This window comes from Mucilaginibacter sp. 3215 (assembly GCF_050433785.1).
Taxonomy (GTDB): Bacteria; Bacteroidota; Bacteroidia; order Sphingobacteriales; family Sphingobacteriaceae; genus Mucilaginibacter.
Map to the genome: position 1 here is coordinate 205341 of NZ_JBNPWO010000006.1, position 24035 is coordinate 229375.

The window sequence follows — 24035 nt, forward strand, 5'->3', positions numbered from 1 at the left end:
AGAATTTTTGTTTAGCGCACTCGTAGTACTGCTAATTGGTTTTTCGTCATGCTGGGTTGTTTTCTCCATTTAGGCTAACATCCCCGCCAAAACCCCTTCTTTTAATGAGTTAGTACACATGCTCACTTTATGAATATCCAGCGCATGCATAATAAAACGGGTAACCAAAGAGGCAGCTACGATCATATCAACCCGTACCGGGATAATCCCCGGATTACCCAAACGCTCTTTATGGCTTGAGAGAATAAGTTTATTGGTGATAGCCAACAATTCTTCTTCATCAAAATCATAATGCTGAATGCTCTTTAAATCAAAGACTCGGGCCTTTTCTGTTTCAATCAATCCGGCAAAAGTTTCAAACGAGCCTGATGAGCCAACAAGGGTATCAATTTCAATGCCTGCAGTGGCAATGAACAGATCATTCAGCGTATCCTCCAGATACAAATTCATGGCCTCAATAGAGGCGGGAGGAATAGGGTCAGTATGGTGAAACTGGTCCATAAGACGTGCCGCGCCAACTTCAAAACTTTGTTTCCATAGGATCTTATCGGCGTTGCCTAAAATAAACTCTACACTGCCGCCACCAATATCCATGATGAGCGAATTTTTGGCCGATAAACAGCCGCTTAACTTTACACCGCTGTAGATAAAGCCGGCTTCCTGTTCGCCGTCGATAATTTCGATAGTAATGCCCGTTTGGGCTTCAACTTCTTTAATAAAATCCTTTCCGTTTGATGCACTCCGCAAGGCCGAAGTTGCTATCGCCCTAACACCGTCAACATGGTTGGCTGCGATAAGTTCCTGAAAACGTTGCATGGTATTTACCCCACGTTGAAAAGCTTCGGGCAAAATATAACCCTTATTAATGCCGCCTTCACCAAGTTTAACGGCTTCAGTGATGTGCACAATTTCCCGGTAGTTGTGGACCTCGCCTTCGGCAATCAATAAATGGAAGGTATTTGTACCCAAATCCATTACTGCAACGCGTTTACTCATATGGCTAAAATAGTTTTTTTGAGCCTAAAGCTGAAGACTTAAAGCAAAAAGCTTTTGATGAGCCTAAAGCTCGAGCCCAAAAGCCAAAAGCTTAAGTTAAGTATAATGTAAAAGTCTGACACACTCAGGTGGCTTTAAGCCTTTCGCTTTCGGCTTTAAGCTTGAAAACTATTCTTTATAAAAAAACCATTTGGCCAATTCTTTATAGCTTGCTTTTTTGCCGTACATTAATACGCCTACCCGGTAGATCCGCGCCGCAACATACGTGGTAAATAAAAAGCCAATAACCATCATACACATGGAAACAGCAACCTGCCATATTGGTGGATCAAACGGAATCCGTACCATCATAGCTACCGGTGCTGTGAAAGGGATCATGGACAACCATACAGCCAGCGGACTATCCGGCGCGCGAAATAATACCGATACCGATAAAATATAAGTGAACAGTAAGGGCATGGTAATAGGAAACATAAACTGCTGGGTTTCTGTTTCACTGTCAACTGCCGAGCCTACGGCAGCAAACAGGGCAGCGTATAAAAGATATCCGCTTAAAAAGTAAAATATAAAGCAGCCCATGATATACCCGAACGGAATAGTTTGTAACACCGCGAGCGCATTTACCATAGGGCTGGTTGGAGAGTTAAGCGCGTGGCCGGCTATTTTGGTGGATATTACGGATAAAATTATCCAGGCGCCAAATTGGGTTAAGCCAACCAAGCCAACACCAATAATTTTGCCCAGCATCAACTGAAACGGTTTTACTGACGATATTACCACCTCGATAATACGATTGGTTTTTTCCTCAATCACCCCACGCATTACCTGCCCGCCGTATATAAACAGGGATATGTAAATAAGGATAGCGCAGGCAATACCGATCAAAATATTGGGGCCGATATTGGCGCTCTTATCGCCTTTGTCAGAAATTTCAATGGCGTTTAATGATATGTTGGTTCTTTTTATACTTCGTAATAAGGCTGTATCAATATGATGCCTGATGAGGTTGTTTGAAAAGGCAATATCGCTCATCTGCTTCTCAATTTCTTCGGAAAGAGGGATAGAGGCTTTCCTTTTTGAAAAGATCTGTACTGAGTCCTTCTGTGTATAGTGTGCAGGGATATATAAAATAGAAATACCCTCGCTCTCCTTTAATAATTGTTTTGACGACTTAAGATCAGTGAGGGCATAGGTGAACTTTACGTTAGTTACATCGTGAAATTTATTGGCGAAATCGCCGCTTTTATCAATCACATTAACCGTTTGTAAGGAAGATAATTTATCGCTGTCTTTGGCTACCATAGTAACAACAAATCCCATGGCCAGGATCAGCAGCGGTACTACGAATATCATGATGATAAATGATTTTTTTCGTACACGGGTAAGGTACTCGCGTTGTATAATGAGTAATACTTTATTCATGGCCGGTGGAATTTAGGTTTACTTTTTCAATAAAAATTTCGTGCATGCTCGGAATAACCTCCTGCAGCATATTTACCCGCGCTTTAGGAATTAAGTGTTGCAATATATCATTGGAGTTATGTCCTTCCTTTAGTTTTATCTTGATATTGTGATTATCATCATCGGCAATAACTTCGCTCATTATTTCAAATGGCTGGCGGCCATCAAATGCAATACGTTCGCCGGCATACTCAATGAGGTAGGTTTCGTTACGGTACGAATTGCGGATATGTTTAACCTTGCCATCCAGTATCTTGTGCGATTTATGGATGAGGGCAATAGCATCGCAAAGCTCCTCTACTGATTCCATTCGGTGTGTTGAAAATAAAATAGTAGCGCCTTTTTTATTCAGTTCCAGTATTTCGTCTTTAATCAGCTCGGCATTTACGGGGTCAAATCCGCTGAAAGGCTCATCTAAAATGATCAGGTCGGGCTCATGTAGTACAGTTGCCACAAACTGCGCTTTTTGCTGCATGCCCTTTGAAAGCTCTTCTATTTTCTTTTTCCACCAGGTTTCCATCCCCAGTTTCTCAAACCAAAATTTAAGGCGTTTTTGAGCTTCAGCCCGGCTTAAGCCTTTTAAACGGGCCAGGTAAATCATTTGCTCACCGATCTCCATCTTCTTGTACAAGCCGCGTTCTTCGGGCAGGTAGCCGATACGTTCAATGTGCGATTGATTAAGTTTTTCACCGTTAAAATAGATCTCGCCCGAATCGGGAGCGGTAATTTGGTTAACTATACGGATAAGGGATGTTTTACCGGCGCCGTTAGGGCCAAGCAAGCCGAAAATCTGCCCGCTTTCAACTTCCAAACTTACATCACTGAGTGCGCGGTGACGGGCGTATTGTTTAACAATATTGCGGATGCTTAGCATTTGTTCAGGTTTATGTATCTGTTTTGCTTGTTAGATGGAGTTAACCAATAAAAGTTACAGTTCCGGTTTATCATATGGTTGGCCGGGGTTGTCCATTTCATAGAACGGCTTTTGCCATTGCTGGTTATTGATAACATTTAAGGCTGTTACAGCTATGTAAATTCCGATAACAGGAATTATCAGATACACAAGTCCGAGATATCGGATGTAAAAAATATAACTGGAATTTCCGACGAGTGTAAATACTAACGGTACAGCTGTGTAAAATATCGGGATAAATAGCTCGCCCAGGGCAAAAAGCCGCAATGGCAGCCTGAATTCTGTTGGGCGTAGCAAAAAAGTCATGATCACGAGGCATATTATTATCAGGAAATTGATAGCACCGCTAACCTGGTAAAAGATGATTAATGATTGTACATTGATTTGGAAAATGCCGATAGCCGCACTAACTAAGCCCCATATCACGCTATAGATCGCGTAAATGATAAATGCATTCACTATAAAAGGTTTTTCATTGGTATACTTAAAAATACTTATCACAAATATCATCAGCCACGCAAAACAGATGACCGGAATAAATGAGAATAAATGCCTGACACTTTCCGGAACTGTAAATGAAATGGTTTGCATGGCATGCATTAGCAATAATACCAAAGCACTTATTACTGATGTGGCAATGGTAAGGTAGGCAGTATCTCGAGTTGGTTTCATGAGCAGGGTAGGTTTATATTTAAAGTGAACGGCATAACAATTTAGCCTAACCGGTAATAAGGTATGGCCGTTTATTGAAATTAAAAAACGGTGTAATTGTTTTGGTACAAAATACGTTGTTTGTTTAATTATATAGCCTGCGGATTTATTTCAGTTGCTTTAAGCTAAACCTCAGCGTTTCAATAGCCTCCTTTTGCCTCGAAATGATTACATACATATAGCCATTGTAAATGATGGTATGTGGGTAACCATATTGCCCGCCTTTCCACAAACCTTCTTTTTTTAGATGGTACAACTCATTAGCTATGATATAGTTTTTCTCGAATGATTTGCCATCGGCAGAAAGGGATAACACCAGCGGGTTACGGTCATAATGATGAAGTATATCAGGAATACCAACATAATAAAATCGCTTATCCGGTAACCGACCGAAATGAAATTTACTGTCATTGTCCGAAAAGGGGGCCTCAACCGGCCGCGACCAGCTTTTGCCGTTGTCTTTGCTTTCTGTAAGCCATAAATGGCCTTTCCAGCCTTTGCCGGTTACCCTGAGCAACATATGCAGTATATTGTCGTTTGTTTGGAAAAACGAACCTTCGCAAAGCGGCGGTAAACCTGATTTTGCGGCAGGCGCATAAAACATAGCAGGGTTATCCTGTTTATAAAGTGAATCGGGATAAAAGCTGCTCAGCTTCCAGCCCGAAAGTCCGCGGGGATCATCTGTGTAAGGGAAAGTGAAATTACCGCTGATGATCAGCTTTCCGCTATTGGTAACCTCCGGGCCGTGGTTTGGTACAACTGGCAAATGCATATCAAGCGGTTCGCTCCAATGCTCGCCGTCGGTGCTGGTTTTGGCCCACAAGTGGGTGTTATTGCGATGTTTGTCGTAATCGCCGTAATAGGCTACCAAAGTTCCTTTATATTGATAAAGCCCGGCGGCGGTGAGAACCGTGAGCGTATCGTTGACTTTGCCTGGAGTGACTAAGGTTTTTAATGCCGACCAGTGTTTAAAATCTTTAGAAGTGGCATAAACCACCCTTTGCCCCGGCGAATCCTCATCAATCATTCCGTTGCTCCATATTGCCACAAAGCGGTCTTTAAAATGAATGATAGAAGCATGATGGTTGTAAAGCCACTCTTTATCCGGCGAATAGATCATTGATCGTTCGATGGTTAACTTTGGCACTCCGGCTTCGGTTTGGTAATTGTTGCGAATAGCCGGGATTTGAGCATGGGTATTAAGAATGGATAAAAAAAAGCAGATAACAAAGAGTAGCTTGAATTTTGCAGACATGATCCTAATTAACGCAAATTATCCGGTAAGTGAAAGTGGAGTTGAGGTGCCCGCGTTTGTTTGTCCAGAAAAATCATCGTTATTAATATGCGAAAATTTTATAACAAAATCGTGGCAATCCTTTTATTCCATAAATCAAGGTTCTTTTACTAAATTACAGGCTCTATCAACATACATCATTTATGAAGCGAGCCTTATTCCTTATACTTACGCTTTCTGCCGCCGTTAATGTATCTGCCCAACAGAAAAAAGCTTTAAAACCTGCTGATGTTTACCGGATCCCAACGGTAAGCGACCCGCAATTATCGCCCGATGGCAAGTGGGTGGCTTATAGTGTTTCTGAAGTTGATACTGCAAAAGACCGTCGTGTATCACACCTGTGGATGCAGAGTTTTGATGGCAAAGAGTCTATCGAACTGACCCATGGTGAGGAGGCTGCCTCATCGCCGCGCTGGAGCCCGGATGGTAAGTATGTATCATTCCTGTCTTCGCGCGATTCAAAAACAGGCTCACAGGTTTGGCTCATCGACCGCCGGGGTGGCGAAGGGGTAAAACTGACCAATATTAAAGGCGATTTGAGCGATTACGCCTGGAGCCCTGATGGCAAGCGTTTGGTAATGGTGATAGGCGACCCGGAAAATAAAGACAAGGAAGAACCCAAAACCCCCAAACCCATTGTTATTGACCGCTATCATTTTAAACAGGATATAATAGGATATCTTCAGCACCTGCATAACCACCTGTATTTAATTGATGTAACCACAAAAAAGCTGGATACATTAACCAGGGGCGATAAAGATGAAAGTTCGCCGGTATGGTCGCCGGACAGTAAGACTATTGCATTTGTGAGTAACCGCAGTGCCGATCCCGATAAAAATCAAAATACCGATATTTTTACCATTGATGCCCGGCCAGGCGCCAGCATGTTGCAGCTAACCACCTGGAAGGGGAGGGACGGTAACCCGCAATGGAGCCCCGATGGCAGGTATATTTCCTACCTGCGCTCAACCAGCGATGCTGATTATATGATGTATGATCAAAATGTGGTTTGCATAATGGACGTTGTAGGGCAAAATAACAAACCGCTTACGCTGCAGCTTGATCGCCCCGCCGGGGCGCAAACCTGGGCCAAAGACAGTAAGAACATCGTATTTATAGTAACGGACGATCGTACCCGCTATTTGGCTAATATCAACATCAACACTGGCAAAATCACGCCGATTAACAAGGGTGATTATGTTTTCAACGATATAAACACCAACCTTTCGGGCAACTGGGTAGTACAAAAAACAGACCCGTATACCCCCGCCGAATTATTCGCTTTGGAAGATAGGAAGCTTCGCAGGTTAACTTTCCACCATCAGGCCTGGTTAAATACTGTACAACTGGCTTATGTCAAAGGTTTTGAATCAACCAGTGTTGATGGTACAAAAGTATCTGGTATCATTTTAACGCCCGACAGCGTTCCCAATAAAAAATATCCGTTGATCCTTTTTATTCATGGCGGCCCGGTAGGGCAGGATGAATTTGGTTTTGATGCTACAAGGCAAACGCTGGCTGCTGCCGGTTACGCTGTAGCGGCTGTGAACTACAGGGGTAGTAATGGCCGCGGGTTGGATTATTGTAAAGCCATTTATGCCGATTGGGGCAATAAGGAGGTAAAAGATTTGCTTGGGGCTGTCGATCAACTTGAGAAATTAGGCATCGCCGATCCTGATAAGCTGGGCATAGGCGGCTGGAGTTATGGCGGCATCCTTACCGACTATACGATAGCCTCTGATACCCGCTTTAAAGCAGCAGCCAGCGGAGCGGGTAGTGCGCTGCAGCTTTCGGTTTATGGTAGCGACCAATATGTGTTACAGTACGAAAACGAAATAGGCGTACCCTGGAAAAATGTTGATAAATGGATCCAGATCTCGTACCCGTTTTTTCATGCTAATAAAATAAAGACCCCGGTACTGTTTATGTCCGGCTTGAAAGACTTTAACGTGCCAACCATCGGCAGTGAGCAGATGTATGAAGCATTACGCACACAAGGTATCCCAACCGAATTGATATTATATCCCAATCAGTTTCACGGCCTTACCAAACCAAGCTACCAGGTTGACAGGTTGCAGCGCTATGTGGAATGGTATGATAGGTATTTAAAAAAATAATATTTTTATGCCCTCGAAACGGTTTTTTTATCGTATTTTATGAAATATGTCCTGTTGATTTTAGGCGGATTGGCTTCTTTACCGTTGATTGCTCAAACTGCGAAAAAGCCACTTAAACCTACCGATCTGTATAAACAGCCAACGCTGATGGCGCCGCAGCTTTCTCCGGATGGTAAATGGGTGGTTTACGAATTATCTGAGGTGGATACAGCTAAGGATAAGCGTGTATCGCACTTGTGGATGCAGAGTTTTGACGGCAAGCAATCTATTCAGCTTACTTATGGCGATGAGCCGGCATCCACTCCTAAATGGACCCCTGATGGTAAGTTTATTTCTTATCTGTCCGAAAAGGATTCAAAGAACGGCGGGCAGGTTTGGCTGATGGACAGGCGCGGTGGCGAGGGGCACAAGCTGACCGATATTAAAGGTGAACTCGAAGAGTATGTTTGGTCGCCGGATAGCAAAAGGCTGGCATTGATCATTAAAGATCCCGAAAACAAAGGAAAGGAAACGCCCAAAACTACTCCTCCTATAAAAATAGACCGTTACCATTTTAAGCAGGATATTGAAGGGTATCTGCAACACCGGCATTCGCATTTGTACTTGTATGATGTGGCCGCAAAAAAGCTGGATACCCTGACCAGCGGTAATATGGACGATAGTTCCCCGCAGTGGAGCCCCGACGGAAAAACGATTGCCTACGTAAGTAATCATACGGCCGATCCGGATCGGAATGAAAATACAGACATCTTCACGATAGAAGCTAAACCCGGTACCGAGCCGCAACAGCTTACCACTTTTACCGGCCATGATATCAATCCCCTTTGGAGCCCGGACGGCAAGCGTATTGCTTACCTCCGTTCAACAAGCGATGCAGATTATTTCATCTATCAGCACGATGTTTTATATCTGATGGATGCCGACGGGAAAAATAATCGTCCGTTAACGGATCAATTGGACAGGCCTGTTAGCAATATTGCATGGAGCCGGGACAGCAAAGACCTGGAATACCTGGTACACAGCGACAGAGTCCGTTATATCAACAGGTATAACCTGCTTACCCGTAAATCGGTATTGGTGTATAAAGGGAACCAATGCAGTTTTGCTGATATAATGAGCCATTCGTTAGGTGTATGGGTAGGGAAGATGACCACGCCATACATGCCGCATGAGCTGGTGGCGATTGAAAACGGAAAAATCCGCCGTTTAACTTTTCACCAGGAAAAGTGGCTGAACGAAGTTAAGCTGGCCTATGTGAAAGGTTTCCAGTCGTTCAGCAGCGATGGCACACTGGTTTCGGGGATACTTTATACGCCCGATAGCGTAGTTACTAAGAAAATGCCTTTCATTCTTTACATTCACGGTGGCCCTACCGATCAGGACGAGTTTGAGTTTGATGAGATCAGGCAAACATTGGCCTGCGCCGGTTATGCTGTAGCCGCTGTAAATTACCGCGGCAGTACCGGGCGCGGCATCGAATATACCAAAGCTATTTATGCCGATTGGGGCAATAAGGAAGTGAAAGACTTACTGGGTGCTGTAGATGAACTGGTTAAACTTGGTATAGCCGATAAAGACCGCCTGGGAATTGGCGGTTGGAGTTACGGAGGCATCCTTACCGATTATACCATAGCTACTGATCCCCGCTTTAAAGCAGCATCAAGCGGGGCGGGCAGTGCCTTACAGTTAGCCATTTATGGATCAGATCAATGGGTGATGCAATACGATAATGAATTGGGGGCACCCTGGAAAAATGCTGATAAGTACATTAAGCTGTCGTACCCATTTTTTCATGCTGATAAAATAAAAACGCCAACCCAGTTCATGTCGGGTTTAAAAGACTTTAACGTGCCCACCGGCGGGGGCGAACAAATGTATGAAGCGCTGAGATCGCAGGGTGTGCCAACGCAACTGGTACTTTATCCCGGCCAGTATCACGGTATTACCGTACCAAGCTACCAGGTTGACCGACTGAAGCGCTATATTGAATGGTTTGATAAATATTTGGCCCCCCAGTCCCCTAAAGCGGGAGCTTTTTGATAGGCAACTTAAAAAAGGCTCAGATAATTACCTCTGAGCCTTTTCTTTTATTCTGTAAAATCAATAATTCTGAAAATTCTGATTTCAGACAACCAGCTTTCCTTCAACCGAATCATCAATGGTTTTACCAATAGCGGCACCGGCGAGCCGTTTTACAAAAGCAACGGCATTACCATGTTTATTGTCCCAATAATAGCCTTCGGTTGGTTCAACTTTAATAACGCTGATGCGCGGATCGTCGACACCTTCGGTAAACCACACTTTGAGTGTCGGTTCCCATAGTTCTTTGATCTTTTCTTTATCTTCGGTAATGGTGGCTATCCCATAAAGGTTTAAAAAGTCAGAATATCCGGAACCCTGGAAAAGCAGATGGACAAAGGGGTCTTTAGCTAACTCCTCATTTTTATGGCTGTCATTAGCGCTCAGAAACCAAAAGTTGCCCTCATCGTCAATTTTCTGTGCCGACATTGGCCTCACTGAAGCAGGTACGCCTGTTTTAAGACTGCTCACAAAGAAGCAGCTTTTTGCGCTTTCGGCAAGTTCTTTGATCTTGGCCAGGGCTTCAGGTCCATTCAAGTCCTTCATATTATCCTCGGGCTGTTGTTGATTAATACTATCCATTGTTTCAAGTTTTTGTGGTAAATGTTATAAGGGTAACCAATCAAAAACTCAATTGTGTGGATTTATTTAACTTAATAGATAATTATTTAGTTAGAAATGGTGGTCTAACTTACGAAGTTTTTAAAACTTCGTAAGTTAATATTAATCATTACCCAAACACCACCATCCTGTCCGGATATTTTGAAGCATAAGTTGCTACAATATTTTTGATATAGTCATTCCCCGGATAAGGTGTGAGATAGCTTTTGAGTTGCTGTATGTTATTGGCATCAAAATAATGGGAGATATAGCCCATACCATAAAACTGGCCTTTCTCCACCAAAATACAGCTGTGCTCATCGCCGGTACGGCCCTCATCCCTGATTGCATAAGTTGGTAAAGCCTGTTTAAGCTGATCGATGGCGTTGTTGACCTTTTCGTTATAACTGTCTGGAGGTTCAACACCTTCGCAGGCGCAGGTATTTCCGGCTGCACTGAGGCAGGGCTCATTGTTTTTTTGTATAAAACAAAGCTTAGGACATAAATCAAATGCTTCTATCAGTTTGTTGAGCAGGTTATAGCCATCAAGCAGGGAATTGCAGGTGTATATCGGGTCGCTGTATTTACGGTATTTATCAACCGCAAGGCGAATGTACCCGCGTTGATCTTCAAAAGCGTAAAGACAGAAAGCGTTTTCAAAACGTTTTAATGAGCGATTGTATTTAGGCCACAGGCGTTTGATCTCGATGGCTTCCAATACAAAAGCAATGAGTTCGGTGCCGCAAACCTGATAGCTAACCTGGTGAATATTGCGCAAAAATTCCTGTCGCTGAAAACCCGGGTTGTTGCCAGTAAAATGGCTGCTTACCCTTTTTTTAACGTTTTTGGCTTTACCTACGTATATTACTTTACCTTTTTGATCATGAAAATAATATACGCCCGGTGTATATGGCAACTGGTCAATGTCTTTTTTGGATAAGTTGGGTGGCAGCACCTGATCTTTTGAACCTTGCTTAAGCGACTGTTTGATGTGGTTCTCTGTATCGCTTTTCAGCAATAAGGTAAACAGCTCGGCAGTAGCTTCAGCATCGCCCATGGCACGGTGGCGGCTTTGATTATCTATACCCAAATGTTTACACAATCTGCCAAGGCTATATGAAGGCAAGCCTGGCAATATCTTACGCCCAAGCCTTACAGTACAAAGCTTATTTGTTTGCAGATCATATCCCGCGGCAGCAAGATGATATCTGACAAAAGAAAAATCAAAATTTACATTGTGCGCTACAAAGATTTTACCGTGAATGAGGTGGTAAATATCAGCTGCCACATCCTCAAAAGGGGGGGCATCCTTTACCATCTCGTTGGTAATACCTGTTAAGGCGCTAATGTAAATAGGGATCTCGCGCTGCGGGTTAACAAGTGTTTCAAACCGCTTTACTACTTTTTTTCCATCATGTATGCATATGGCTATTTCAGTGATACCATTAGCGCTGGCATGCCCCCCTGTAGTTTCTATATCGACAATTGCATACATGATATTTCAAATGTAATATAAATTTGCTAATTATTTTAGTGATGAAATGTAAAAAAACGTCATTGCGAGGAACGAAGCAATCCCCGACTTACAGAGCCGCCCTGACAATTCGCGATTGCTTCGTACCTCGCAATGACGATTGTAAAAAACAAAAGCCCCTGAGAAACTTTCCCAGGGGCTTAAATATCTTTCGGACTTTCCGACTGCGGACTTCCGACTAAAGACTTAAGACTTCTTATTCTTATTAGCCTGTATCTGTTGTTGCTGGCGCATCATCTCTTCCATTTTGGCACCAAAGCCTGATTTTTTCTTCTTGGTATCTTCAGGCTTCTTTTTATTCTCCTGGATCTGGGCATGGATTTTTTTATCATCAACCATGAATTTGATCAGGTATTGCTGTAAAAAGGTGAACATGTTGGCCAAAAAGTAATAATAGTTCAAACCGGCAGGGTAACTGTTAAGCGTGAACAGGAATACCAGCGGAGTGATGTAGCCAATGTATTTCATTTGCCCTGTAGCACCGGAGATCTGGTTGTTGAAATAAGTATAGATCAACGTTGAAATGGTCATTAGTAAACACATTAAGCTAATGTGGTTAACACCGCCAAGGAAAGCTATCGGAGCAAATTTAATAACTGAATCATAAGTTGAAAGGTCATGCATCCACAGAAAACTTTCGCCCCTTAGCTCAAACAAACTCGGGAAAAAGCGGAAGAACGCGATAACAATCGGCATTTGGATGAGCAATGGTAAACAGCCACCCAATGGATTAACACCTGCTTTTTTGTAAAGCTTAAGATACTCCTGTTGTAGTAATGTAGGGTTATCCTCACCAACTTTAGCTTTGATCTCATCCATTTCGGGCTTCAGCACACGCATTTTGGCCATTGAAAGGTATGACTTGTAAGTGAGCGGCGATAACACCAGTTTAAGCAATACAGTCAATACCAGGATAATCAAACCATAGTTCCAGTTAAACTTGTTAAGGAAGTTAAATACAGGCAATACCGCAAAACGGTTGATATATTTTAATGGTCCCCAACCCAGATTAACCAGTTTATCAAGGTCGTGCCCCTGGTCTTTAAGCGTATTAAAACGGTTGGGTCCAAAGTAAAACTCCAACGGTAAAGAACCATCAGTGCCGCGGGTAAGCGACAGATCGGCTTTCATTTGTTTTACATCGGTGGTATCATTAAAATCAGTAGCAACAGCAATATCTGTTTTGGTAATGCCGCCCTTAGCTATCAACACATTTGAAAAGAAGTGCTGTTTAAAAGCAACCCAGGCCATTTTTTTATCGCTGATAGTTTTTTGATCGTCTTTGCCTTCGCTTAGGTAATCAGCGTCTCCATCGGTATTGTAATAGTACACCGTTGAATACTGGCGCTCCATTTTGATGTCTTTTTCCTGTTTGTGCAGGCTGGTGGCCCAGTTAAGGTTAATGGTGCTGCTGTTGGCAATAACGCCGTCAAGGCCGGTAGGCTTAATGGTTAAGCCAAGTTTAAAACCATCACCTTTTAAGCTGTATATATAATCAATATATTGGGTAGGGCTGTAGCTTAAACGCATAGTAACCGAACCGGAATCTTTTTCGGCTATATTAAGTTCCTTTGTACTTGAGGTAAAATAGTAATTGTTGGTGTTGATATTGGCAACACCGGCAGCAAACTTCAATCCAAATTGGTTATTGTCGCCGCTGAAAAGCACCAGGGGCTTCTTATCAAAAGTTTTGTAGTTTTTTAACTCAACGGAAGCTACCTTGCCTCCATGGGTGCTTAATTTAATAAGCAACTCTTTATTACCGATAGTAACAAACTCTTCTTTACCAACAGATGCGGCGCCAAAAGGCATTTTCAATAAAGCCGAATCAACTTTGGCTGTTTTGGCGGTATCAAACTTAGCTGTGGTTTTAGCAGCAGCGGCAGCTACAGCGGCACCAGCTTTTTTCAGCGAATCCTGGTGCTGTACTTCGCGCTCTTTTTTAAGGTCGGCTTCCGATGGCTTTAAAAAGTATATCGAGCCGGCAATGATCGCCATGATCAGGAATAATCCTGTAAACGTATTTTTATCCATTATCTAATTATCGTACAATTACTTATTTTTTGCGGGCATAAGCCAGCGAAGCGGCGACAAAGTTAATAAAAAGTGGGTGCGGATTAGCAACTGTTGATTTTAATTCGGGGTGAAATTGCGAACCGACAAAAAACGGGTGGTTTTTAAGCTCTACAATCTCCACCAGGCCATTGTCAGGATTTATGCCAGATGGGGTAAGGCCGGCGGCCTCATATTGCTTAAGGTACTCGTTATTAAACTCATAACGGTGACGGTGCCTTTCCGAAATGTGGTTTTTGCCGTAGATAGCAGCTGCTTTAGTGCCTTTTTTAATATCGCAGGGATAAGCGCCTAAACGCATAGTGCCGCCTTTCAGGGTGATATTTTTCTGATCTTCCATCATGCCGATAACCGGATGTGGTGTTTCAGCGTTCATTTCGGTACTGTTAGCATCCTCAAGGCCCAATACATTACGGCCAAACTCAACTACCGCACATTGCATACCTAAACAGATACCAAAGAAAGGGATATTATTTTCGCGTACATGGCGGATAGCCTGGATCTTACCTTCAAAACCACGCTCGCCAAATCCTGGGGCAACCAGTACGCCGTGTATGCCCTTTAATTTTTCAACAGCGTTTTCTGGCGTAAGCTGCTCCGAAGGGATATATTCAATCCGCACTTTACATTCCTGTTTAGCGCCTGCATGGATAAAGGCTTCGGTAATGGATTTATAAGCATCCGGCAACTCCACATATTTACCAACCAGCGCAATACGTACATCGGCGGTCGGGTTTTTGAGGCGGCCAAGAAATTCCTTCCAGTTTTCGAGGTTTGGCTCGTTTTTGTGCGGAAGTTTTAATTTGGTCAATACGGTTTTGTCAAGCTGTTCTTTCAGCATTAACAAAGGCACGTCATAAATACTTGGCGCGTCAATCGATTCAATCACCGCGTTGATATTTACGTTACAGAATAGTGCAATTTTTTTGCGGATATCATTGGTAAGGTGGTGTTCGGTACGGCAAACCAAAATATCGGGCTGGATACCATACTCTAATAACATTTTTACAGAGTGCTGCGTAGGTTTGGTTTTTAATTCGCCTGCCGCTGCAAGGAATGGTACCAGCGTAAGATGAATAACCAATGAGTTGCCCGATCCAATTTCCCAGCGGAATTGTCTTACAGCCTCAATATATGGTAATGATTCAATATCGCCTACAGTACCGCCAAGTTCGGTGATCACAATATCGTAATCGCCGCTTTCGCCCAATATGCGGAAGTTCCTTTTTATTTCATCGGTAATGTGGGGTACTACCTGTACAGTTTTCCCTAAAAAAGCCCCTTCACGTTCTTTATTAATTACATTTTGGTAAATGCGGCCGGTAGTGATGTTGTTGGCTTTTGAAGTAGGAGTGTTCAGGAAACGCTCATAATGGCCAAGATCAAGATCGGTTTCGGCACCATCTTCGGTAACATAGCATTCGCCGTGCTCATAAGGGTTAAGCGTTCCCGGATCAATATTGATATAAGGATCAAACTTTTGGATGGTTACACGGTAACCGCGCGATTGAAGGAGTTTGGCTAAAGAAGCAGAGATTATACCTTTTCCTAACGATGAGGTAACACCGCCCGTAACAAAAATATATTTAGTCATGATTTTTTTTGAAAATGGCCTGGCTTTATACCGCGACCAATTGTTTCTGTACGGGATACAAAAGTAAGAAAATTTTCACGCTTCGCCGTATCTGTTTTTAAAAAATGGAACTGTAAATATCTTTTGTTTGTAATTGGTTTTTACAGAGTGTATTATGTGCGTTTTTTTGAACAGGTGTGTCAAAACGAAAGCTATGTTACACGCTTGCCCTTTGCCTGGTATACAGTTCAATCTTGCGGTGCAATTCATTAGGGTTAAAGGGCTTGCTCACGTAATCGTTCATGCCAACGGTAAAGGCCATATCCTGGATATCAAGCATGGCAGATGCAGTAAGGGCTATAATGGGCAATTTTTTGTACTTATCATCAGGCAGCTCACGGATAGCGCGGGTAGCCTGGTAACCATCCATTTCGGGCATTTGCAAATCCATCAAAATCATATCATAGTCGTGGGTTTGCACCAGCATTAAGGCAATTTCGCCGTTTTCGGCCACATCGCATTCAACATCCCATTGCTTCATGAATTGTTTGGCCAGTATTACGTTGATCTGGTTATCTTCGGCAATTAGCAGCCTTGTACCCTTAAGACTTTTTAAGCGATAAAACTCATCACTATCGGCTGTGCTGCTTAATTGTTTTTTGCTGTTTTTAAAGGTAAGGGTAAAATTAAATACCGAGCCTTTGCCATATTCGCTTTCAACGGTAATATCGCTGCCAAGCAGTTGGAGCAGGCGTTTGGTAATAGTTAAACCCAAGCCTGTACCGCCGTATTTGCGGGTTGTATCTGAACTGGCCTGGTTAAAGCTTTCAAAAATATGATCAACTTTATCGGGCGTTATACCTATCCCGGTATCGGATATCTCAAAATCAATGGTTGATGAGTCAGTTGTGTTGCTTGCTAACGATGCGGTTACCGTTACTTTTCCTTTATGGGTAAATTTAACAGCATTGCTCATCAGGTTGGTGAGGATTTGGCCCAAACGTACCGGGTCGCCAATAATGGCATTAGGCAAATCCTGGTCCATCATCAGTTTTATCTGGATATTTTTTTCGTTTGCTTTTTGCAGCAGGGCAAGACGGATATTTTTGATCAGATCGGTAAGACTAAAGTCAACGCTTTCAAACTCAACACCGCCAGCCTCTATCTTGCTGAAATCCAATATGTCATTGATGAGCACCAGCAGGTTTTCAGCCGAAAACTTAAGGAAGTTCAGGAACTCCATTTGCTCGGGTTTGGGATCCTGGTGAATGAGCAGGTGAGTAAAACCAATAACGGCGTTCATTGGCGTGCGGATCTCGTGGCTCATAATGCTCAGGAACTGTGCCTTGGCCATGGCCGCTTTTTCGGCAAGTTCTTTTGAATGGATCAGGGCAACTTCCAGTTCTTTAGCTTTAGCTATGCGCTCGTGCAAAAAGCTGATGATATGGATCAGGTCATCGTCTGAGTCAGAGATGTTTAACTCCACATCGGGATTAAGTGCCCTGATGGCTTCTTTAAGCTGAGAGATAGAACGCTGTTTGATGTCATTTTGCAACCTCAGGTCATCAGTAACGGTTACGTATTCACGCTCACTTACATTAAAGGCATGGTCTGCAAGCTTTATCGATTTTTCAAAGTTTTTGAAGCTATTGTTTACTGCATCTAAAAACTGCAAAATAGCGCCATCTTCCAGGTATTGTTCGGGGAGCAATTTTTTTATCTGCTTATCCAATAAGTGATGGTACTCCATAAATCAGTGTTCGGTAAAGGTTGTGATGGTCATGGTTTGGTTATGCAATTCGCAGTTCGACCCTTTATTGAGAGGAGATAACTCTCCATACGAATAAAAGCCGGCCATAGCTGTTTTATTGCCGAAAATATGTTTGGCTGCCATTAATTCCTCGTCTGTGCGATCATTAAGTACCAGTTTTCGGCCCACGCAGCTAATCAATATGGCCAGATCAGCATGCTCCGGCCCGGTTACGGCGTCGGCAGCGGCCGATGAAGAAGCACCGATCAGTTTTTCAAAGTTGGCTTTCATCAGGCGTACTTTACTCCCTTCGGGCAAATTGCCGGCAAAGGTCATTGATTTTTTGTGTTCGTTAACGCTCAATATAGTTCGCACCAGTTTTTTGTCAGAGCCTTCAATGCTTAATGATAAAGGGAACAGCAGGGCCGAACCGGGCAGTTCTTTAGCATACTCACCTAAATATTCTTTGTAAAGATCGAGCGCGCTTTTACCATCTATCTCAAAAAGTACATTTTTATCCGACCTGGTAATGCTTCGCTGTGGTCCAAACTCTTCCCAGCCCCCGTTTGAGCCATGGCTGATATGCAGGCTATCGCCATAGAAGCCTATGGCGATCACATTACCTTGCGCGGGGACAGCATTAAGGCTGGTAAATGTGCTGTTAAATCGCGCTGCATCGCCGGCCAGCCCTCCGGTTACGGGAACCTTACCGGGATTATCGCGGTTAAAGCCGTCAACCAGTTCACTTCCGTTTATAAAAGTGCCATCGGATATAATGAAAACACAATTTAAGCCTTTTTTATCCAATTGCGCCATCAGGAAAGCCCCTGTTTCGGCACTGTTGGCCTGTTTGTTTACATGGGTAGTTGTACACGCTATGGATGATTTTTCCAGTTCAATTGCGGTTACTACAATGCTATCATCATATACATCGCTACCCATGATCTCACCGGCGGTGGAGGCAAAAACAACATTAGCAATAGGATAGCTCTTTTTAAGATAATCATAAATTTCAGGACCGGTAATTAATTTCGGTGCACCGAAAGCAAGTACCAACTGACATTTTTCAGCACTAAATTCAGGGTCTGTAAAGTAATTTACCCAACCCTTGTTTACAAAATGATGCTGCCTTATCTTCATGATGATTTTAGGTTAATAATATGGTGATGCTACAGATGAAGTTAATAAATTAAGAAACAAAAATTGCTTGAAATATGAAAGTATTAAACAGCTTATTGTTTACAGAAAATTCATTAATTATAAATATTGGAATTGTGTTTTAATAGTTTAAATTGGACTTTAATACAGTACGCTTGATCTTATACGTATTAAGAATAACAAGGTTATCAGTACGGGAAGTGTTAGTCTATTGGGAGGGTTGAATCAGAAACTATATGTCAAACTTCAGTCTCTCCAGATCTTCAGGCACATCAACGGCATGGGTTTCCAGCTCGGTTTCGGCCACTTTGATACGGTAACCATTATCTATCCAGCGAAGCTGCTCCAGGCTTTCGGCTTTTTCAAGCGGGGATACCGGTAGTTTGGTAACTTCCTGCAATATATCTGCACGATAACCGTAAATGCCAATGTGTTTAAAAAAGGTGTGAAATTCGAGCCAGTTCTCGGGCTCCTGGCCGCGGATATGGGGCAGGGTAGCGCGGGAGAAATAAATAGCTTCGGATAATTTATTGATCACCACCTTGGGCGAATTGGTATTATGCAGTTCCTGTTCGGTCAGGATCCTTTTTACAAGAGTGGCCAGTTGGGTTTCCGGATCGTTAAAGCAGGCTGTTAATTTGGTGATCTGCTCGGGGTCAATAAAAGGCTCATCGCCCTGGATATTGATGATCACGTCATAGCCAGGGTGCAGGCGGGCAACTTCGGCACAACGGTCGGTGCCACTTTGGTGGTTGGCACCTGTCATTACAGCAATGCCGCCAAAGCCGTTTACATGGTTAAAAATCCGGTCGTCATCGGTAGCCACGATAACTTCGCTCAGGCTCCGGCATTTTTTTGCCTGCTCATATACGCGTTGGATCATAGTTTTACCGCCGATATCAACCAATGGTTTACCGGGAAAACGTGACGACGCATAGCGGGCCGGGATAATGCCTAAGAAGCCCCTCTTAATCTCCCCGGAGGGGAGAGACTGAATTTTTACCATAATTTTTAATAAAAAGTCCTCCCTACCGGGGAGGATTAGGAGGGGCTCTAAAACAACCCGTTAATCTCCCTTTCAATCAAGTTTACAATGGTAGCCATATCCTCGGTATTGTTAGCAAAATCAAGATTGTCTTTATCAAGGATGAGGAGTTTGCCCAATTTATAGTTGTTGATCCATTTATCATACTTTTCGTTCAGTTTAGAAAGATAATCTAAACGGATGCCTATTTCGTACTCTCGGCCGCGGCGCTGAATATTGCTTACCAGGGTTGGCACAGATGCTTTAAGGTAAACCAACAGATCGGGCGGTTTAATAAACTCGGTGATATTTTGAAAAATTGATTCGTAGTTTTCGTAGTCGCGCGTGGTCATCAGGCCCATATCATGCAGGTTTTCGGCAAAAATATAGGCATCTTCATAAATGGTGCGGTCCTGTATAATATTATGCCCGCTTTTTTGGATATCGATGATCTGGCGGTAACGGCTATTCAGGAAATAGATCTGAAGGTTAAAGCTCCAGCGTTTCATGTCGCTGTAAAAATCCTCCAAATAGGGATTGTTATCTACAGCTTCATACAAAGGGTCCCACCCGTAATTTTTAGTGAGCATTTCGGTAAGGGTGGTCTTTCCGGCGCCTATATTTCCTACAATAGCTATGTGCATATATTTTAGTTCATGGGTTATAGTTCATGGTTCATAGCTGATGTTTTTTTGACGAAGAACACCCGCTGTTTTGAAATGAACTCCGACTAATATACACTATGAACTATGAACTATCAAAGCCCGCTATTTAAAATTTCCGGAAGCCGATGATCTCTCTAACTTCTCTTATAGTTCTTGAAGCGCTTTCGCGGGCCTTTTCGGCACCCATTTCGGCTACCTTACGCAGGTAATCAGCGTCGTTGGCAATGGCATTGATCCTGTCACGGATAGGGGCTGTTGCCAGTACCATATCTTCGGCAAGCTGTTTCTTTAAATCGCCGTAACGGATAGCCATTTTATTATAAAGCCCGTCAAAGTGGGCGAGGGTATCAGGGGTGGAAACAACCTTCATTAAATCAAACAGGTTTTGGATCTCCTGTGGTTTTTGCTGGTTTTCAACGGTAGGGCCGCTATCGGTTACCGCGCGCATTACTTTTTTGCGGATGGCTTCAGGTGTATCGCCCAAAAATATAGCATTGCCTTCGCCTTCTGATTTGCCCATTTTTCCCTTGCCATCCAATCCCGGAATTTTTACCAAACTTTCGCCAAAGCTAAAGGCAAAAGGCTCGGGGAAATAATCATGGTTATATAGCCTGTTGAAACGGTTGCCAAAAGTGCGGGCCATTTCAAGATGCTGCTCCTGATCTTTACCTACAGGCACTTTAGTAGCTTTGTGGATAATAATATCCGCAGCCATTAAAACCGGGTAGGTAAGCAAGCCGGCGTTCACATTTTCGGGATTGGCGCGTACTTTATCTTTAAAAGAAGTTGCGCGTTCCAGCTCGCCCAAATAAGCGTTCATGTTCAGGTACAGGTACAATTCAGTAACCTCCGGAACGTCGGATTGCACGTATATGGTAGCCTTTTCAGGGTCGATGCCCGCGGCTAAATATTCTATCAGCACCTGTTTTACGTTGCCATGTAAGTTGGCAGGCGTAGGGTGTGTAGTTAACGAATGGAGGTCGGCAATAAAAAAAAAGCAGTTGTATTCATCCTGCATTTTTATAAAGTTTTGCAACGCCCCGTAATAATTTCCTAAGTGTAAGTTTCCGGTCGAACGGATGCCACTAACAACAGTCTCCATAGTGTGGCGAAAGTAAGGAATTTTTCTATTTTTGGTAATGATGAAAATGATATTGAGAAAAGTACACGTATATCTTTACATTGTGAGCGTGGCCCTGGGCTACGTTATATTATGGCCTTTTTTCTATTATTTTTCGCGTAAGCCCGAACGCTATCATACGCTCAATTCATTCAGAAGGGTTTGGGGATTAGTGAGTTCTGCTTTTGCAGGCATATTTTACCATTTTGAATATGAGCAACCGATTGACTGGAGCAGGCCTTATATCATTTGTCCTAATCACACCTCAAACCTTGATATTTCGGCTATGTGTATCCTGGTTAAAAGCAATTGCTGTTTTATGGGCAAACATGAGCTGGAAGATGGCCTGGTAACTGGTCTGTTTTTCCGTACAGTAGATATTCCTGTTAATCGCGATAGTAAAATGTCGTCGTTTAGGGCGTTTAAAAAAGCATCCGAGAAATTACAGGAGGGCATTTCTCTTATCATTTTCCCCGAAGGCGGTATTTCAGATCATTATCCTCCGCAGCTTTGCCCGTTTAAAAATGGTCCTTTCAGGCTGGCTATTGAGCTGAAAATACCTGTCATCCCGGTATCGTCGGCAAATACCTGGCAAATACTTTGGGATACCGGCATTAAGCACGGCAGCAGGCCAGGGGTCTCTAAATTTAAGGTTCATAAGCCTATTGAAACCGCACATCTGAGTATTGACGATGCCGATGCTTTACGGGATGAGGTATTTGAAATTATGAACAATGATTTAAAGTTTGAAGGCGCTGTTTCTACCCTGGCTTAGGCAATAATATAACAGCAGACCGGGAATTTGTAATATATTTGTGCATAAACCCATTGAAGCGGCCCAGTTAAGCATAGATAATGCCGGCGCTTTGCGAGATGAGGATCACGCTATTATAAAATAAAAAACAACAGGCATGACCATTGATAAAGAAACCGTTGAAAAAGTAGCCCACCTGGCCCGCCTTGAACTTACCGAAGCGGAAGTACAGGATGCAATGAAGGATATGAGCAAGATCCTTGATTTTATGGCTAAATTGAACGAGGTGGATACCACAGGTGTTGAACCGCTGGTTTACATGACCACCGGTGCCAACGTGCTGCGAGAGGACGTGGTTAAACAACAAATTACCCACGAAGAAGCTTTGGAAAATGCCCCAAAACATGATGATGATTACTTTTTAGTAGCCAAGGTGATTGAGAAATAAGTTCCAGGTCTGAAGTTCTAAGTCCGAAGTCTTCAGTCGAAAGTTAGAATAAAAAACGACTTTCGACTAAAAACTTAAGACTTTCGACTTCCCGGCTGTAACATTAGGCACCCCGGTGCAGTCCAAACAAAAAATAATTCATGGAGCCAATAAATACTGCCAAGCCGTTAATAACCATAAAAGATATCGGGCGTAAATATGTAATAGGTGCCGAGGTGATCCACGCACTTAAATCTGTTTCGCTTTCTATCAACAAAGGCGAATTTGTGGCTTTAATGGGGCCTTCCGGCTCTGGCAAATCAACCCTCATGAATATTTTGGGCTGTTTGGATACCCCAACCAAAGGGCAATACATCCTTAACGGAATAGATGTGAGCCACATGACCGATAGCCAGCTTGCCGAAGTACGTAACTCGGAAATTGGTTTCGTGTTCCAGACTTTTAACCTGCTGCCCCGTAATACCGCTTTGGATAACGTAGCGCTGCCACTGATCTATGCTGGCGTTAATAAAGAAAAACGTAAGGAACGTGCCGGCAATGCATTGAAAAATGTTGGTCTTGGTCACCGTATGGATCACAAACCAAACGAGCTTTCGGGCGGACAAAGACAGCGTGTTGCTGTGGCAAGGGCGCTGATCAATGATCCATCCATTATACTGGCCGATGAGCCAACAGGTAACCTTGATACCAAAACATCCATCGAAATCATGGGCCTTATCGAAGATATCCACGCCAAAGGTAACACCATTATCCTGGTGACGCACGAAGAAGATATTGCTTTACATGCCCACCGCATAGTGAGGATGCGCGATGGATTGATAGAGAATGACTACGTTAATACCAATATTCAAACCGTTGACCGCAGGGTAGAGGAGGTGTAAGGCCCCCCGGCCCTAAAGGGGGAGTGATAGTGTTTATTATCTACAGTATAATGCAAATCTATCTCCGTGAAACAACTACAAACAGGCAGCTTCTACGGGCAAACCAATCAAACAACACATTTACAGGGTATCACCATAACTGATACCGAATATACCCTTGATAAGGTGGACTGGCACTACCATGAAAATGCCTACTTCACTTTTATATTGGCCGGGAATGTTATTGAGGGCAATAAAAAGGAGGTTTATCATTGCCCAGCAGGTACTCTGCTGTTTCATAACTGGCATGATCCGCACTATAATATCAAGCCCAAAGGCTTTACCCGCGGCTTTCATATTGAATTGCAAAAGCGCTGGTTCGATAATTTGGACTTGAAACAGAATAAACTGGAAGGCAGCTTTGCCATTCAGGACCCGGATGTAAAATTTCTTTTATACCGAATCTTTAAAGAATCAAAGATTTGTGACGAGCAGACCGCAATGACTGTAGAAATATTATTACTGCAAACGCTTAATAAAATGCAGGTAAACAACGCCGGCATGGCACGACAAATTCCTGCATGGGTTGGCAAGCTGAAAATGTTGCTGGCCGATGATCCTGCACGGAAGCATACGCTTTCCGAACTTTCCGGGCTATTACAGCTCCACCCGGTTCATTTATCCCGTGATTTTTCCAGGTATTTCAATTGTACTATGGGCGAATATATCCGCAAGCTCAGGATTGAAAAATCGTTCGCTTTATTGGCAGATGGCGGGTTATCCTTAACAGATATCGCCTTTACCTGCGGATTTGCCGATCAAAGCCATTTTTTACGTTGCTTCAAACAGCTTGGCGGCAGTAACCCGTCGGCATATCGTAAGTTTTTATTAAGGCCATGTTAATT

General features: G+C 43.2%; 20 protein-coding genes. 6 read left to right on the forward strand and 14 right to left on the reverse strand.

All coding sequences use genetic code 11. The features are described 5' to 3' along the window. Positions 1-69: 69 nt before the first annotated feature. The 5 genes from ABIC84_RS13460 to ABIC84_RS13480 all read right to left on the reverse strand — a co-directional run bounded on the left by ABIC84_RS13460 (position 70) and on the right by ABIC84_RS13480 (position 5336). Positions 70-996: an exopolyphosphatase gene (locus ABIC84_RS13460; RefSeq protein ID WP_429263857.1), complete on the reverse strand. Its 927-nt coding sequence runs from the start codon at positions 994-996 to the stop codon at positions 70-72. A 168-nt stretch (positions 997-1164) separates the two neighbouring features. Then, complete coding sequence (locus ABIC84_RS13465; RefSeq protein WP_429263858.1) at positions 1165-2418, reverse strand: ABC transporter permease; 1254 nt, start codon at positions 2416-2418, stop codon at positions 1165-1167. Continuing rightward, positions 2411-3331, reverse strand: a complete 921-nt coding sequence (locus ABIC84_RS13470) for an ABC transporter ATP-binding protein (RefSeq protein WP_429263859.1) — start codon at positions 3329-3331, stop codon at positions 2411-2413. The genes ABIC84_RS13465 and ABIC84_RS13470 overlap by 8 nt, the downstream gene beginning before the upstream one ends. Before the next feature lie 54 nt (positions 3332-3385). Further along, on the reverse strand, positions 3386-4042 hold the full coding sequence (locus ABIC84_RS13475) for a hypothetical protein (RefSeq protein ID WP_429263860.1): 657 nt from the start codon (positions 4040-4042) through the stop codon (positions 3386-3388). A 145-nt stretch (positions 4043-4187) separates the two neighbouring features. After that, positions 4188-5336, reverse strand: a complete 1149-nt coding sequence (locus ABIC84_RS13480; protein WP_429263861.1) for an exo-alpha-sialidase — start codon at positions 5334-5336, stop codon at positions 4188-4190. A gap of 182 nt (positions 5337-5518) precedes the next feature. Between ABIC84_RS13480 and ABIC84_RS13485 the strand changes: the two genes are divergently transcribed. Beyond that, entirely contained in the window at positions 5519-7492 is a 1974-nt protein-coding gene (locus ABIC84_RS13485; protein WP_429263862.1) for a prolyl oligopeptidase family serine peptidase, read from the forward strand. A 39-nt stretch (positions 7493-7531) separates the two neighbouring features. Further along, positions 7532-9532 carry a prolyl oligopeptidase family serine peptidase gene (locus tag ABIC84_RS13490; protein ID WP_429263863.1) on the forward strand — a complete coding sequence of 667 codons (2001 nt, stop codon included), beginning with the start codon at positions 7532-7534 and terminating at the stop codon, positions 9530-9532. An 84-nt stretch (positions 9533-9616) separates the two neighbouring features. Here the strand turns inward: ABIC84_RS13490 and ABIC84_RS13495 are convergent, their stop codons facing one another. The 9 genes from ABIC84_RS13495 to trpS all read right to left on the reverse strand — a co-directional run bounded on the left by ABIC84_RS13495 (position 9617) and on the right by trpS (position 21050). Continuing rightward, positions 9617-10153, reverse strand: a complete 537-nt coding sequence (locus ABIC84_RS13495) for a pyridoxamine 5'-phosphate oxidase family protein (protein WP_426589310.1) — start codon at positions 10151-10153, stop codon at positions 9617-9619. Between the two features lie 148 nt (positions 10154-10301). Continuing rightward, positions 10302-11666, reverse strand: a complete 1365-nt coding sequence (locus ABIC84_RS13500) for an exonuclease domain-containing protein (protein ID WP_429263864.1) — start codon at positions 11664-11666, stop codon at positions 10302-10304. Between the two features lie 225 nt (positions 11667-11891). After that, positions 11892-13739, reverse strand: coding sequence for a membrane protein insertase YidC (gene yidC / locus ABIC84_RS13505; RefSeq protein WP_429263865.1), 1848 nt, complete (start codon positions 13737-13739; stop codon positions 11892-11894). A gap of 22 nt (positions 13740-13761) precedes the next feature. Next, a complete protein-coding gene (locus ABIC84_RS13510; protein WP_426589304.1) occupies positions 13762-15372 on the reverse strand; it encodes a CTP synthase in 1611 nt (536 codons plus the stop codon). Between the two features lie 196 nt (positions 15373-15568). Next, the gene (locus tag ABIC84_RS13515; RefSeq protein ID WP_429263866.1) at positions 15569-17101 is read right to left on the reverse strand and encodes an ATP-binding protein; all 1533 of its coding nucleotides are present in this window, start codon (positions 17099-17101) and stop codon (positions 15569-15571) included. A gap of 3 nt (positions 17102-17104) precedes the next feature. Next, the gene (locus ABIC84_RS13520) at positions 17105-18241 is read right to left on the reverse strand and encodes an FIST signal transduction protein (RefSeq protein WP_429263867.1); all 1137 of its coding nucleotides are present in this window, start codon (positions 18239-18241) and stop codon (positions 17105-17107) included. A gap of 250 nt (positions 18242-18491) precedes the next feature. Beyond that, complete coding sequence (gene kdsB / locus ABIC84_RS13525; protein ID WP_429263868.1) at positions 18492-19265, reverse strand: 3-deoxy-manno-octulosonate cytidylyltransferase; 774 nt, start codon at positions 19263-19265, stop codon at positions 18492-18494. Positions 19266-19312: 47 nt separating this feature from the next. Continuing rightward, a complete protein-coding gene (locus ABIC84_RS13530) occupies positions 19313-19927 on the reverse strand; it encodes a deoxynucleoside kinase (protein ID WP_188831585.1) in 615 nt (204 codons plus the stop codon). Positions 19928-20054: 127 nt separating this feature from the next. After that, positions 20055-21050 (reverse strand): tryptophan--tRNA ligase, encoded by a 996-nt coding sequence (gene trpS / locus ABIC84_RS13535; RefSeq protein ID WP_426589296.1) that lies wholly within the window; start codon positions 21048-21050, stop codon positions 20055-20057. Between the two features lie 37 nt (positions 21051-21087). Between trpS and ABIC84_RS13540 the strand changes: the two genes are divergently transcribed. The 4 genes from ABIC84_RS13540 (at position 21088) to ABIC84_RS13555 (ending at position 24033) form a co-directional block, all read left to right on the forward strand. Further along, positions 21088-21843: a lysophospholipid acyltransferase family protein gene (locus ABIC84_RS13540; protein WP_429263869.1), complete on the forward strand. Its 756-nt coding sequence runs from the start codon at positions 21088-21090 to the stop codon at positions 21841-21843. Between the two features lie 136 nt (positions 21844-21979). Continuing rightward, positions 21980-22270, forward strand: coding sequence for an Asp-tRNA(Asn)/Glu-tRNA(Gln) amidotransferase subunit GatC (gatC, locus tag ABIC84_RS13545; protein WP_176623769.1), 291 nt, complete (start codon positions 21980-21982; stop codon positions 22268-22270). 140 nt (positions 22271-22410) lie between these two features. Then, positions 22411-23151 carry an ABC transporter ATP-binding protein gene (locus ABIC84_RS13550; RefSeq protein ID WP_429263870.1) on the forward strand — a complete coding sequence of 247 codons (741 nt, stop codon included), beginning with the start codon at positions 22411-22413 and terminating at the stop codon, positions 23149-23151. 66 nt (positions 23152-23217) lie between these two features. Continuing rightward, positions 23218-24033 carry a helix-turn-helix domain-containing protein gene (locus ABIC84_RS13555; RefSeq protein WP_429263871.1) on the forward strand — a complete coding sequence of 272 codons (816 nt, stop codon included), beginning with the start codon at positions 23218-23220 and terminating at the stop codon, positions 24031-24033. The last annotated feature ends 2 nt before the right edge of the window (positions 24034-24035 follow it).

Coding starts and splice junctions, on each gene's coding strand:
- ABIC84_RS13460 (WP_429263857.1), bottom strand. CDS start 996: ATGAGTAAACGCGTTGCAGTAATGGATTTGGGTACAAATACCTTCCAT.
- ABIC84_RS13465 (WP_429263858.1), bottom strand. CDS start 2,418: ATGAATAAAGTATTACTCATTATACAACGCGAGTACCTTACCCGTGTA.
- ABIC84_RS13470 (WP_429263859.1), bottom strand. CDS start 3,331: ATGCTAAGCATCCGCAATATTGTTAAACAATACGCCCGTCACCGCGCA.
- ABIC84_RS13475 (WP_429263860.1), bottom strand. CDS start 4,042: ATGAAACCAACTCGAGATACTGCCTACCTTACCATTGCCACATCAGTA.
- ABIC84_RS13480 (WP_429263861.1), bottom strand. CDS start 5,336: ATGTCTGCAAAATTCAAGCTACTCTTTGTTATCTGCTTTTTTTTATCC.
- ABIC84_RS13485 (WP_429263862.1), top strand. CDS start 5,519: ATGAAGCGAGCCTTATTCCTTATACTTACGCTTTCTGCCGCCGTTAAT.
- ABIC84_RS13490 (WP_429263863.1), top strand. CDS start 7,532: ATGAAATATGTCCTGTTGATTTTAGGCGGATTGGCTTCTTTACCGTTG.
- ABIC84_RS13495 (WP_426589310.1), bottom strand. CDS start 10,153: ATGGATAGTATTAATCAACAACAGCCCGAGGATAATATGAAGGACTTG.
- ABIC84_RS13500 (WP_429263864.1), bottom strand. CDS start 11,666: ATGTATGCAATTGTCGATATAGAAACTACAGGGGGGCATGCCAGCGCT.
- yidC (WP_429263865.1), bottom strand. CDS start 13,739: ATGGATAAAAATACGTTTACAGGATTATTCCTGATCATGGCGATCATT.
- ABIC84_RS13510 (WP_426589304.1), bottom strand. CDS start 15,372: ATGACTAAATATATTTTTGTTACGGGCGGTGTTACCTCATCGTTAGGA.
- ABIC84_RS13515 (WP_429263866.1), bottom strand. CDS start 17,101: ATGGAGTACCATCACTTATTGGATAAGCAGATAAAAAAATTGCTCCCC.
- ABIC84_RS13520 (WP_429263867.1), bottom strand. CDS start 18,241: ATGAAGATAAGGCAGCATCATTTTGTAAACAAGGGTTGGGTAAATTAC.
- kdsB (WP_429263868.1), bottom strand. CDS start 19,265: ATGGTAAAAATTCAGTCTCTCCCCTCCGGGGAGATTAAGAGGGGCTTC.
- ABIC84_RS13530 (WP_188831585.1), bottom strand. CDS start 19,927: ATGCACATAGCTATTGTAGGAAATATAGGCGCCGGAAAGACCACCCTT.
- trpS (WP_426589296.1), bottom strand. CDS start 21,050: ATGGAGACTGTTGTTAGTGGCATCCGTTCGACCGGAAACTTACACTTA.
- ABIC84_RS13540 (WP_429263869.1), top strand. CDS start 21,088: ATGATGAAAATGATATTGAGAAAAGTACACGTATATCTTTACATTGTG.
- gatC (WP_176623769.1), top strand. CDS start 21,980: ATGACCATTGATAAAGAAACCGTTGAAAAAGTAGCCCACCTGGCCCGC.
- ABIC84_RS13550 (WP_429263870.1), top strand. CDS start 22,411: ATGGAGCCAATAAATACTGCCAAGCCGTTAATAACCATAAAAGATATC.